Source organism: Lysinibacillus fusiformis, assembly GCF_003049525.1.
Classification (GTDB): domain Bacteria; phylum Bacillota; class Bacilli; order Bacillales_A; family Planococcaceae; genus Lysinibacillus; species Lysinibacillus fusiformis.
Map to the genome: position 1 here is coordinate 664,735 of NZ_PYWL01000002.1, position 13,213 is coordinate 677,947.

At 34.7% G+C, this 13,213-nt stretch carries 11 protein-coding genes; 8 read left to right on the forward strand and 3 right to left on the reverse strand.

What is annotated here, in order from left to right:
• Positions 1-196: 196 nt before the first annotated feature.
• The 7 genes from C9J29_RS08275 (at position 197) to C9J29_RS08305 (ending at position 7,193) form a co-directional block, all read left to right on the forward strand.
• The gene (locus tag C9J29_RS08275) at positions 197-745 is read left to right on the forward strand and encodes a helix-turn-helix domain-containing protein (protein WP_008175072.1); all 549 of its coding nucleotides are present in this window, start codon (positions 197-199) and stop codon (positions 743-745) included.
• 138 nt (positions 746-883) lie between these two features.
• The gene (locus C9J29_RS08280) at positions 884-2,140 is read left to right on the forward strand and encodes a hydroxymethylglutaryl-CoA reductase, degradative (protein WP_090001719.1); all 1,257 of its coding nucleotides are present in this window, start codon (positions 884-886) and stop codon (positions 2,138-2,140) included.
• On the forward strand, positions 2,133-2,582 hold the full coding sequence (locus tag C9J29_RS08285; RefSeq protein WP_237068776.1) for a hypothetical protein: 450 nt from the start codon (positions 2,133-2,135) through the stop codon (positions 2,580-2,582). Before C9J29_RS08280 ends, C9J29_RS08285 begins: the two co-directional genes overlap by 8 nt.
• Positions 2,579-3,934: a tripartite tricarboxylate transporter permease gene (locus tag C9J29_RS08290; RefSeq protein ID WP_008175065.1), complete on the forward strand. Its 1,356-nt coding sequence runs from the start codon at positions 2,579-2,581 to the stop codon at positions 3,932-3,934. The genes C9J29_RS08285 and C9J29_RS08290 overlap by 4 nt, the downstream gene beginning before the upstream one ends.
• Before the next feature lie 19 nt (positions 3,935-3,953).
• Positions 3,954-4,850, forward strand: a complete 897-nt coding sequence (locus tag C9J29_RS08295; protein WP_089984658.1) for a hydroxymethylglutaryl-CoA lyase — start codon at positions 3,954-3,956, stop codon at positions 4,848-4,850.
• A 272-nt stretch (positions 4,851-5,122) separates the two neighbouring features.
• On the forward strand, positions 5,123-5,701 hold the full coding sequence (locus C9J29_RS08300) for a TetR/AcrR family transcriptional regulator (RefSeq protein ID WP_008175062.1): 579 nt from the start codon (positions 5,123-5,125) through the stop codon (positions 5,699-5,701).
• Between the two features lie 70 nt (positions 5,702-5,771).
• Complete coding sequence (locus C9J29_RS08305) at positions 5,772-7,193, forward strand: MDR family MFS transporter (RefSeq protein WP_090001661.1); 1,422 nt, start codon at positions 5,772-5,774, stop codon at positions 7,191-7,193.
• 494 nt (positions 7,194-7,687) lie between these two features.
• Here the strand turns inward: C9J29_RS08305 and C9J29_RS08310 are convergent, their stop codons facing one another.
• Entirely contained in the window at positions 7,688-8,584 is an 897-nt protein-coding gene (locus C9J29_RS08310) for a DMT family transporter (RefSeq protein WP_089984654.1), read from the reverse strand.
• A 105-nt stretch (positions 8,585-8,689) separates the two neighbouring features.
• Between C9J29_RS08310 and C9J29_RS08315 the strand changes: the two genes are divergently transcribed.
• Entirely contained in the window at positions 8,690-9,565 is an 876-nt protein-coding gene (locus C9J29_RS08315; RefSeq protein ID WP_043989897.1) for a LysR family transcriptional regulator, read from the forward strand.
• Between the two features lie 1,088 nt (positions 9,566-10,653).
• Here the strand turns inward: C9J29_RS08315 and C9J29_RS08320 are convergent.
• Entirely contained in the window at positions 10,654-11,757 is a 1,104-nt protein-coding gene (locus C9J29_RS08320; protein ID WP_089984649.1) for a hypothetical protein, read from the reverse strand.
• Positions 11,754-13,211, reverse strand: a complete 1,458-nt coding sequence (locus C9J29_RS08325) for a HAMP domain-containing sensor histidine kinase (RefSeq protein ID WP_008175053.1) — start codon at positions 13,209-13,211, stop codon at positions 11,754-11,756. The genes C9J29_RS08320 and C9J29_RS08325 overlap by 4 nt, the downstream gene beginning before the upstream one ends.
• Positions 13,212-13,213: the final 2 nt, after the last annotated feature.

Consider the following 13,213-nt stretch of genomic DNA (forward strand, 5'->3'; position numbering starts at 1 on the left):
AAAACAGGGCGCAATGCATGGACAGACTGCTAATAAATCTATCTCATAAAACATAGTAAAGGGTGTGTAGTGAACAACATTACACACCCTCATCATTTCAAGACCTCAAATAGCTACTTTCCGTATTTTCTATCCTACATTTAAAAATATAGTATAGTTATGTAAAAAGCCTAACTGATCGAAGGGACTGGAATGAATGAACTTACTAGAAGTTGGAGTAAAAATAAAGCAGATGCGAAAGAAAAATAAAATGTCTCAGGATGATTTAGCTTCGCAGATCAATTTAACGAAAAGTCATATTTCAAAAATAGAAAATGGCAAAGCGACACCAAGCCTGGTGACATTGTCCAAAATTGCGGAAATATTTGATGTGCCTATGGCTTGGTTTGTTATCCAGGATCAATTTGATGGCATTTCTATTGTTTCGAAAAAAGAGCGCAATGAGACGGTTGAAACGAATCAGCTCGGTTATCAATACGAGCTGTTAGCGAATAAGAGCTATATGAGCAATATCAATCCTTCAATTGTCACTGTACATAATGGGGCAGAAAATTTAGCCCTTTATACACATGAAAATGATGAATTCATTTACATCATTTCAGGTAGTATCATCTTGAAATACGATAATAAGTTTTACCATTTAGAAGAAGGTGACTCGGCGTATTTTTCAGGAAAAAAAGAACATATCTTTATTAACAACTCTTCGGAAAACTCAAAAGTATTAACAATTTATGTGGAGGATTAAATCTATCTTTTAAACGTAAATATGATCGAAAATACAATTTTCTTGTTTACAATACTATTCAGACAATTTACAATTGGTGTAATGCTATTCAACTTAGTTGAATTGTATTACACTTTTTATATTTTTGGGGGTATGGGGATGACTTCACGAATTAAAGGATTTTATTTACTTTCAGTGGAAGAGCGAGTTAAGTTAATCGCTGAAAAATCAAAGTTAACAAACGAGGAAGTTGAAGCTTTAAACAGTGGAATTTCATTAGAGCTTGCAGATGCAATGGTTGAAAATGTTATTGGACACATTTCAATTCCTTTAGGGGTAGCAGCCAATTTTAAAGTAAATGGTAAAGAGGTATTTATTCCAATGGCTACGGAAGAACCGTCTGTGATTGCTGCAGCTAGTAATGCTGCACGTGCAGCATATGAGTTAGGCGGAATTTTTACTTCCAGCTCAGGAACAGTTATGCGCGGACAGATTCAAGTATTAAATATTGATGACCCTCATGCAGCAAGGGCGAAAATTTTTGAACATAAAGATGAAATCATCGAACACTGTAATGCAAAAGATCCGACGTTAGTAAAGCTGGGCGGCGGAGTAAAGGATGTAGAGGTGCACTTAATCGACACAGCAAAAGAAACAATGGTTGTTGTGCATTTAATCGTAGATACGAAGGATGCGATGGGGGCAAATGCTGTAAATACGATGGCAGAATCTGTGTCACCATTAATCGAACGGATTACAAATGGACGAGTTGTGCTCAGAATAATTTCAAATTTAGCAGATAAGCGTATTGTTCGTGCTCGTGGTGAATTCTCGACAGAAATGCTCGGGGGGATAGCGATCGCGAAAAATATTGTAAGTGCTTACGAATTTGCAGATTCTGATCCGTACCGTGCTGCTACCCATAATAAAGGAGTTATGAATGGTATTACTGCTGCAGTATTAGCATCGGGTAACGATACACGTGCTGTTGAGGCAGGCGCTCATGCCTATGCTGCCCGTTCTGGCAGATATCGTTCTTTAACGACTTGGGAGCTGAATAAAGCAGGCAATCTTGTTGGTACATTGGAATTACCGTTAGCTGTTGGTATTGTGGGAGGGGCTACAAAGACTCATCCTGTTGCAAAAGCCGCGCTAAAAATTATGGATGTGCAATCTGCAGAGGAACTAGCCAGCTATATTGCCGCGGTAGGATTAGTAGAAAACCTAGCGAGCTTACGAGCACTTTCCGCAGAAGGTATTCAATCAGGTCATATGCGTCTGCATGCCAAAAACTTGGCTGTAATGGCTGGAGCAACAGGCGATATTATTGACCGTGTTGTGCAGCAGGCAGTTGAAGAGAAAGATTTCCGTTATGATCGTGTTTTAGAGATTACAAATTCTCTGCGAGGTGAGTAACTTGGCGAATACTCCATATAATGAGCAAAAAAATGTAGATGAAAAAAAGTTTATCGAAATTCTAGGTGACACGGTTTCTGGTAATCAGTTAATCATTTCAATTATTTTAAGCGTTGCAGCCAGCTTTTTGGGCTATCAATTAGGCCAGTGGGTATTTCCGAAGTTTGCAGACCCTCAAATGATTAACTCCTACTCACTATTAACAGGAATTGCAGGTATTCTAATAGTTGTCGTTATCAATACCATTCTATTTAAACCAAAGCGTATTTTAGTAGAGGATGAAACATCTAGTCATTCTTTAAAGGAAGCGTTTGAAGATTTACAAATTGATATCGATGAGGAAATACGCTTAATTGAGGAAGACCCTGTGACAAAAAAAGAGCTCGAGGAATTTGGTATTCTTTCTAGCTTACAAGGCTTGAAGGGAGCGGATAAAAAATGAGTATATATTTAATTGCTCTGCTATTTGCTCTTCTAGGTGCAGCTATCTTCACTGTCATTGGTCTTATCTCAGGTACAGATGAAACTGCAATTATGGTACCCATTACATTGCTAGTTATTTTACTGGGAGCGCCTCCTGAAGGTGTGTTCGCATTCTTCATGGCGGGGGTGTTAGCTAAGCATTTAACACATGCTGTACCAACTGCGTTATTAGGTATTCCTGGTGACACAACGGCTGTACCGTTAATCGACCATGCAAATACATTACGCCGTTTAGGCATGCCGCATGTTGCACTACGTAAAATGATTTCAGGCGGTGTCATCGGTGCATTTATCGCCTTACCAACTGCCGTCCTATTAGGTCAGTTTTTAGGTCAATTTGCCGACTTCTTTAAATCTTCGTCAGGCATTATTTTTACACTTGCCGCTATTTTAATCGCGTTCTTTTCAAAAGGGAAATGGGCAAGTCTTTTAATCATTATTCCATTTGCGTTTTTCATTAAGGCTCTAGATAGCGTTAGCTTTGCAATGCTTGATAAACATTTAAGTATTACATTCTTTTTAGGGATCGCCATTGGGCCAATGTTTAGTAATATTCTAATGGCAGCATCTCCTGTTGCTAAAAATGATTTAACGCGCAGTAAGCAAAATCAATATAATCTTGCACCTGAAACGAAATCATGGAAAGGATATTTTCCGAATCCATTTAAAATTTTATCGAAAAGACAGACGATTTTCACGAGCATTACAACGTTTCTTTCTTCCTTAACATTTGTCTTTAGTCCTGTAGGGATGACGTCTTTAATGGGAGAAATTGTAGGCTCTCGCACAAAAGGTGCCTATAAAAAATCAACAACGAGTCTTACTGTCATGAATGGAGTAACGGAATCGACATATATCGCTGAAGCTATTATTCCATTAATTGCATTCGGTATTCCGTTAAGCCCAGTAGCACTTGGACCAGCATCACCTTTATTTAATGCACCACCGATTTTTACTGTGGATCCGGTAAACAACCTACACACATTAATGTCTTCATGGGACTTTTTCATTTTCGGGTTAATTGGTATTAGTGTGGCGGCTTTAATTGCTTATCCGTTTGCGATGAATTATGCACGTAAAGCGTCTGTATTAGTATTAAAATATATTAGCCAGGAAGCAATCGTAGCCATGTTCATAGGATTAGCATTCTTGCTTGCCTATAACGAGGCACAATTGTTAGGGGTAGTTCTAACATTTACAGTCGCAACGGTTGGTGGTTTATTAAATCGTATTTTAGGTGTAGGTGCCGGCGTGCAATTCATGGTATTCTACGCATCAAGCTGGATTATGCTGCAGCTATTCGGCATTTAGTTAAAGGAGGTGTATCTTTATGACTTTACCAAAAAAAGTGGAAATAAGAGAGGTCGGCCCGCGTGACGGCTTACAAAATGAGAATTTATTTATTCCTACTGATTTGAAAGTACAATGGATTAACTTAATCAGTGAAACAGGTGTCCGCCATATCGAAGTATCCTCGTTCGTTAGTCCAAAATGGATACCAGCCTTGGCCGATCATCATGAAGTGTTCGAGAAAATCACACGTAATGAAAAAATAACGTATGCAGCGCTTGTCCCTAACTTAAAAGGGATAGAAGGGGCCATTCAACAAAAAGTTGATGAAATTGCATTATTTATTTCTGCCTCTGAGGAGCATAATCAAAGTAATTTGAATGCTTCCATAGACCAATCTTTGCATAACCTAAAGGCTGTAGCTGAAGCAGCAAATCGTGAAGGTATAGCGTTAAGAGGCTATATTTCAACTGTATTTGGCAGTCCGTTTGGGGACGAGGTAAAAATTCAAACCGTCAAGAGAATAATTGATGCCTATATAGAAATGGGCGTTTCTGAGATTTCGCTGGGCGATACAATCGGTGTAGCAGACCCTGTACAGGTGAAGGCTATTTTAACAGAGCTGCTCACGCAATACGACAGTAATCTGTTTGCCCTTCATTTTCATGATACGTATGGCCGCGCTTTAGCCAATATATTTACTGCTCTTGAACTCGGAATCACTAAATACGACAGTGCTATTGGTGGCTTGGGTGGGTGCCCTTATGCCCCAGGTGCAAGCGGCAATGTCTCAACGAATGATTTAGTGAATTTCCTACATCGCTTAGGCATTCAAACAACTATTGATGAAGACAAATTATTTACCGCAACTCAATTTTTACAACAGGCAATGAACAGACAGCCTGATAGTAAAGTTTATAAAGTGCAAAGTAAATAGGAAAGAGAATATGGGAATCAATCAGCGCCCCCAATTGTTAGTTATATGCTAATAGTTGGGGGCGCTGTTTTTTAGGAAGAATCTAAAATACGAACATAACGACAAAGAAGCTATTTTGAACCATATTTACAGACAACCATTTTAAACTAAGCGTTCTAAATTTTGATAATCGTTTACGTAGTGAAAAAGTAAAGATTTTAGATTGACAACATAAAAAAATGTATTTACAATTATCTAGACCGTTCGTTATAATTTTGAAGGAGGCAAGATATATGTCTAGTAAAGAAACATCCCGAGAGAAAATCTTAGAAGCAGCAACCTTGCTTTTTCATTTGAAAGGTTATCACGCTACGGGGTTAAGTGAAATACTTAAAGAGAGCGGAGCGCCTAAAGGTTCGTTATATTATCATTTCCCTAATGGTAAGGAGCAATTAGCAATTGAAGCGATTAATTTATCTGCAAAGACGATTTCAACAGCTATCAAAGAAAATTTAGCCGTTTACGATGACCCAGTCGAAGCATTTCAATATCATATCGGAAATATTGCTGAACATTTTAGAGACATAGAACGCAAAACACAATTTAAAAACGTCCCACTCGGATTGCTCGCGATGGAAACCGTATTTGTCAATGAGAATCTACGACAGGCTTGTGAAGAAACCTTTACAATGTGGGAAAATCTTTATTACGATAAATTAAGAATAAGTGGCTATAACGAAGATCGCGCGTATTTAATTAGTGAAACAATTAGTGCCTTAATTGAAGGGGGCGTTACGTTATGTTTTACAAAAAAATCGTGTGAGCCATTACATCATGTTAACAAGATGATCCCTTTACTACTGTCCCAGTAAAAAGGGACTTATTCATCGTAAATTTATATAGACCGGTCTAATTATTGCTAGGGAAGAAAGGAAGTAATTTATGTCTTCATCCAATCAAGTTGTACCAGTACGTAGCCCTAAAGGTATGGCTTTTGTACTAATGTTTGCTGCATTTATCGGGCTATTTAGTGAGACGGCCTTGAATATGGCACTGACTAACATTATGTCAGATTTTAGTGTGTCAGCAGCGACTGCCCAGTGGCTTACGACGGGCTATCTATTAACAATTGGTATTCTCGTACCTGTTTCATCACTACTCATTCAATGGTTTACAACAAAACAACTAGTAGTCGGTTCGTTAATCTTCTCTATTGTAGGAACCATTTTAGCTGCAGCAGCACCTAGTTTTGCAGTTTTACTAGTTGGTCGTATCGTTCAAGCTCTTGGAACGGGAATTATTTTACCATTAATGATGAATGTAATTTTACTAATTTTTCCGATCTATAAACGTGGAGCTGTGATGGGATTAATGGGACTTGTCATTACAACAGCACCTGCAGTTGGTCCTGTTTTAGCTGGTCTTATTGTTGATTCGTTGAATTGGGCTTATATTTTCTGGATTAGTCTTATCTTTTATGTAGCTTTAGTAATTATCGGGCTTAAACAGATTGATAACGTATCAACTATTACAAAACCTGCGATTGATTTGTTTTCTGTCCTGTTATCCACGCTTGGATTTGGCGGTTTAATGTATAGTTTAAGTAATATTGCGGAGAAATCATTTAACTCTGTTTCGGTATATATGCCTTTTATTGTAGGTGCGGTATCCATTATATTATTTAGTATTCGTCAAATGAAAATGAAACAACCAATGATTAACTTGAGAGTGTTTAAATTTCCTATGTTTACATTAGGAACGCTGTTATTATTCAGCGGCATGCTCCTCATATTATCATCAGCCATTCTATTACCAATGTATCTTAAAGCATCTTTACTATTTAGTGCCACAGTAGCTGGGATGATTCTTTTACCTGGTAGTGCAATGAATGCTTTTTGTTCTCCTTTTGTAGGAAAGTTATTTGATAAATATGGCGCAAAGAAATTTTTGCCACTTGGGTATCTTTTAGCGGTTATTTCAAGCTTACTTTTTGTCTTTACGATTTCTGTAGATACACCAATTTGGCAAGTAATTTTGGCACATACCATCTTTTTCATCGGTGTTTCAATGATTATTATGCCTGCGCAAACAAATGGATTAAACCAATTACCACGCAAATTATATGGTGATGGAGCCGCAGTCATGAGTACATTACAACAAATTGCTGGTGGTATCGGAACAGCGTTGGCAATTACATTATTGGTAAATGGCCAAACATTGCATATGGAGAAATTTCCAAACGCTACACCAGGTGAATTAATGGCGGAAGGAACAAAGCATGCGTACATCTTTATCGTTGGCCTTTCAATCATCGGACTTATTTTATCATTCTTTGTGAAGCGAGTGCATGTGGAAAAAGATTAAGTAGTTTTTACAAAGCAAATTTAAAATTGTTTCCTAAATCAAAGCTTGGGCCGACACTAAAAAGTCACGGACGCTGGTATATCAACGTTTCGTGATTTTTCTAATGGACATTGTTTAAACAGTTTTTTATACAAAGGTATATAAACATAGCTACAATAATACTTTTCAAGATTTTGCTGAAAAAACTATATGCTATCTGAATAAAACGTGTATCAATAGTCAATCTATTTACGTAAATTTGCATTTTTAATCGTTCCTAAACTTTCAGGGGCATTAGGATCTACAATAATGGGGCGGATTGTGGAGCAACACAGGTAGAAAATAATCAAACTTTTTTATAAAAGCCTAACTTAAAACTGCTAAAGAAAAATCTCTTTTGATCAAACTTTTTTCAAAAGGGATTCTTCTTTTTTATTATTAAATAAGGGATTGTGCAAGTTGTTTTTGTTAACTTTATTTCAAAGCAATACCTCTTTATATTCTTAAAATGATATTTATGCTGATGAAACAGAAGTCTTCTCTTTAGGCTTTATATTAACAAGCACAATACTAAGTACGACTATGATCATTCCTACGAAAAGATTAATTGTAACTGCTTCATGTAGAAAGAAAGAACTCACTAAAATAGAGATAACAGGGATTAAAAAAGTATATGTTGATACTTTGCTTGCCTCCCCGGAACTAACTAATGTAAAGAAAGCAAGCCAACCAAATGCAATTACAAATATAGAAATAAATAATAAGGATAGAGTAAACTGTATGTTCCATGATATAGAAGACCAACTTTCCGTTCCCGTTCCTAACGCAAGTAGGAACAGTCCCCCAATTATAATATGAAGTGTAGTTAGCCAAGTTCCATCAACTTTTTGAGCTGTTCTTTTCATAAACACTGTACCGAACGCCCAACTAACAGCAGTACATAAAGCAAGAAGAACGCCGATAATCGAAATATGTCCTGCTAATCCTCCTAAACAAATGACACCCACACCTGCAAAACCTAAAATTAACCCAGCAAATTTAAGAAAATGCATGGATTCCCCAAGCCAAATCCATGAGAATATACCCATTAAAACTGGTTGGAGATAAACAATTGATGTAAAAAGTCCTGCAGGTAAGTAATTTAAACCAACTGTTTGTAGACCGTAAAATAAAATAATATTGAAGAATGCTGATACAAAGTAAATAGGCCATGTTTCTTTAAAACGAAGCATTTTATATCTTGGAATAGCAATTATAAGTAAGATAAGTCCCCCTATAAATAATCGCAGTCCAGAAAATAATAGGGGAGATGAATAATTTAAGGAAAATTTAGCCAGTGGCCAATGTATCCCCCATATGATGACTAGAAAAGTAAGAAGAAAAAAGTTTTTCACTTTTATATGGTTGTTCATTTAACATAACGCCTCCTTGGTATGATTACATCATTTATGATACTATACTTATATAGTATAAATAAAATCAATTATTTTAATAGGAGGTATAAGTATTTACTTATGATGACGATATCACAATTACAGGTGTTAGCTACAGCAATAGACACGGGGAGTTTTACAAAAGCAGCGCATACTTTACATATGACTCAGCCAGCTGTTAGTCATGCCATATTGAGTTTAGAAGCAGAATTAGGAGTTACCATACTGTTGAGGGATCGAAAAAAGGGATTAATTCTAACAGATGTAGGAGAACGTATATTATTCCATATTAAGGAAGTGTTGAATCATGTAGACAAAATTGAGCAGGAAGTAGCTGCGGAAAAGGGATTTGAGGTTGGAACTATACGAATTGGAAGCTTTTCGAGTGCTTCTAAGTTTTTGACTAAAATCATAAAGATTTTTCAACAAAAATATCCTTCTTTAAAGATTGTCATTTACGAAGGCACTTTAGATGAAATCGAAACATGGCTATCTACTAGAGTCATCGATGTAGGATTCATCACCCTTCCCAGAAAAGAGATGGATGTTATACCAATTGCCACGGACAAGATGGTTGTCGTTTTATCAAAGACTCACCCGTTGTCCGATAAAGAGTTTATTCATATTAATGATTTGGATAATAAACCAATCATATTATGCAGAGGAGGATTTGAACTACCAATTATCAGTATATTTAAAAAGAGTAAAGTCAAGTTAAAGGCGGAATTTACTGTTTCCCATATAAATACAATGTTGGAGATGATCCAAGAAGGACTAGGAATAGCAATCGTTCATAAGCTTACCATAGTGCATTTACCAGATGACCTTTGCATAAAAAATTTAGAACCTAAATATAGCAGAGAAATTGCTCTAGCAGTACCCTCAATTAAAAAGGCTTCTATTTCCGTAAAGTTGTTAATTGATGAGATGCAAAATTTAGTTGAAACTTTTGATGAGTAAAGTCAATTATAAGGTTAGGGTACCGCCACATTGCTATCAAGCTATCAAAACAAAATACTCCCTAAAATGAAATAATACGCTATTCTTTCTGTAGAATCATTGGAAAGGATGAACCGACCTCCAATTGTTAGACAGTAACTAACATTTAGGGGGCAGATTTTATATCGTTAAATTTACACTAGAAGATAAAAATTAATGTTATCGAATGTTATTTACTAGGAACGGAAACTTATGAAAGAATTGACGATCATAGCCGTCAATTCTTGCATCTCAACTAATGGAATAATGAGATTCTTTTTTCTTCTTTTAACTTTTTAATTTCTTCGTTCATAGCTTTAAAACAGTCGCAGAAGAAGCAGGGATAGCAACAGCTATCCTTTACAACAAGTTACTATAAAACCTAAAGAGGGGACTTCCGTTTCAAAGGCTTTATTTTTAAATTAAAATATCATTTTATATGACGTGTATTGCAAGATAGCAGTTAGAAATTACCGAAAATGCCTAAGGGGAAGGAGATTTTGGAAATGATTTGTGTCATTACAGGATTAGGAAGAAAGTTGTTTGCAGAACGGGCAAAGGAAGGATAATAAGCAAGTGGAAAAATACAATCATATTGTATGAGAAAAACCAAAAACAATGTTGCAATATCAATACTTAGTACGAGATTCCAACATTGATTGTTTTTTTGGTTCATTTGATATCATTTAGTTCTCTCTGGCATGAATCAAATGAACCTTTTTTAACATTTATAATTAATTAATTTTTCATCTTCAATTTTTAATTCAAAACAAGATTGATTGTTCTAATCTGTTTATTTGATTGTCCTCGTTTTGTTCCTACTACCATGTAAGAAATGTTTCTTCAAATTTTGTGGAAGTTCAACTATAAAGAATAGCCAATCATTTCACAATACTGAGTGTGAATAAGTCTCCCATACATATTTCTTACCTTAATTGTACAAAAAATAGGTTATGCAAAAAGTTTGATGAGTATACGATGATCATTGAAAATGTATATTCGGTATTAATAATTCATTAACCCTTTAAATTCTTCTACAGTTAAAGGTTTAGTATTTTTAATACATTTAACTAAAAATCAATAATAAATACTTGTTCTTCTGTTTGAAGAATTTGAGAAATTTTTCTACCTTGTAAAAGTAAGCTTTGATTATCAAGGCTCCAATAGAGTTCATAGGGTGTTAACCCTTGATAAATGGTTTCTACATTGAGTATATTTTTACCTTGAAATCTTCCTATATAAACATTATCTTCATCACTTAGAGAATAGGCGATTTTCTTTTGATCATTTGAAAATTCATATATACTTACTTTTTCTAATAAGATGGCAAGATCACCATTACGGCTATCATATTCGTATAATGTTTCATCTTTACCAAGGAATACAAATTGATAATTATTTAACCAAGTAGTTTTACTTCCATTTGTTTGATGTGTGTACTTAGTTTCTATTTTATTACTGTTTATCGTCACGAAAATAAGACTACTATCATTAGAAGGTTTAGATGGCGGAATTATAGTAAATAACAAATTTTTTCCATCATCTGAGATATTTACCCCTACGAAAGTTCCCTTATCTTTGAGTTCAACTAATTCGTATGTTTGAAGGCTGTTTAAAACTATATCAAATACACCAATAGTTGTTGGTTCATCAATCATTGAGCTAGAGCTAAGAAAACATAGAAATCTGCTGTTGTTAGACCATGCTATATCTTGGAGGTAGATATTCTGGTTAGACTTAAGTGGAATCTCAATTTTTTCTTTTCCATCTTTTACAGAGATAAGCTTTAATGAAGGACCATATGATGACAATCTAGTTTGAGCAATCATTTTACCATCTGGTGACATATATAAGTTAAAAATGTTGTTATTCATTTTCTGCAAAACTTCAGGTTTTTCATATGGGGAAGATAATCGTTGTAGATGAGATAATCCTTCTTCTTTAAAGATTCCAATGACTGATTTATTATCAGACCAACCCAGTAATTTACTAGCCGGTGGAAGACGATAAATGGATTTAACTTTAAAAGATTTATTCATCTGATCCATGGGAGGCTGCTCCGAATTGTCTGAAATTATAATGGTTTCTGTACGCTTTCCTATATTACAACCTGTCATAATTAAGGTAAGGGAAAATAGTACGGCTGACCAATGTAACCAATGTTTTTTCTTCATAATAAATTTTCATCCTTCATGTATATCATTTCTACATATACTATGGTATTTTGATTTTCATTAAAGATACGTATAATCCCTTTATGATCCTCTACAATAGATTTTGCAATACTTAGACCTAATCCTACACTTCCTTCCTCTGCTTTTTCTTGATTTATTGAAAAAAAGGGTTGAAATAGGTTGGTGAATTGTTCCTGTTCAATGTGATTACTAGGATTCATGAATTTTAAAATTATTTTTTCTTTTACAAGTTCTGCACTAATATTTATTTGTGAAAAAGGTGAACTGTATTTTATAGCATTATCTAATAGGTTAATAAAAAGTTGGCGAATTCGATTGTCATCACCATAAACATACAAATCCTCTTGAATGTCGCTATTTATACTTTTTTTGTAACGTTCAGCTCGAAACGACATAGAATCACAAACATCTTTTAAAATTTCACTAGTATCTACTTTTTCGAATGGATATTCTCTCGTTGTGCCTTTAGATATTTCAAGAAGTTTAACTACCATATTGTGGAGTCTCCGACTTTCCTCAATAATGTGTTTCATACCTTTTTTAAAAAAACTTCTATCAGATTCTCCTTTTTGCTCTATAATTTCTGCATATCCGAGAATGGAAGTAAGAGGAGTTTTAAGCTCATGAGTAATATTGTCAAAAAATAGCTTTTCCTTCTTGTTTAACTCTTTTAAACGATCACGGTCACTTTCTATTGTAGATATTTGACTATTAATTCGTTTGATCATATCATTGAAATTCATTGCCAATTCACCTATTTCATCTTTTCTTTTAAAATGAATATTAACATTAAGATTTCCTTTTTTAACCTGATTAGATGCATGTGTTAATTCAACGAGGGGAATAGTGATATGTCTTGAAAGAATATATGAAAAAAGAAATGCTACAGTAAAAATAACCACGGCTATATAAAAAATAATATCTAAAATCCTTTTACTTTGATTATAAAGAAGGCTAAAATCTTTCGAAAAACGTAAAATTCCAACCTCTGATCCATCAATTACAACAGGGTAAGAGAAAAGAACCTTGGCTTTATTTTGATAGTAGGAGATATGATAAGCAGTTTTTCCCTTAATAGCTTGTTGAAGATCAGTATCTATTTTTTCTAAAAAGGATTTTTTATCAGAAGAATATAATAACGAACCATCTAAACTATAAACACTTACATTACTACCTGTAGAAAAGTTTAAGTCGTGTACCATTTCTTCTGCCATTTCACCAAAATAAAGCTTGTTATTTTTATAATGATTAATTAAAAAAGATTGGCGAACATACACATTACTGTTTTTTTTTAACTCAACTAAATCAGAAGTTATAATCTTCTCGTTATTAGTCCAAGTTACTTCTTTTACAGTGTAATTAAGTACTAGAAAAGATAAAAAAAAGATGGCGAAAAAACCAAAAATAAATTTTGCTTTAATAGTTCTTAGCATCC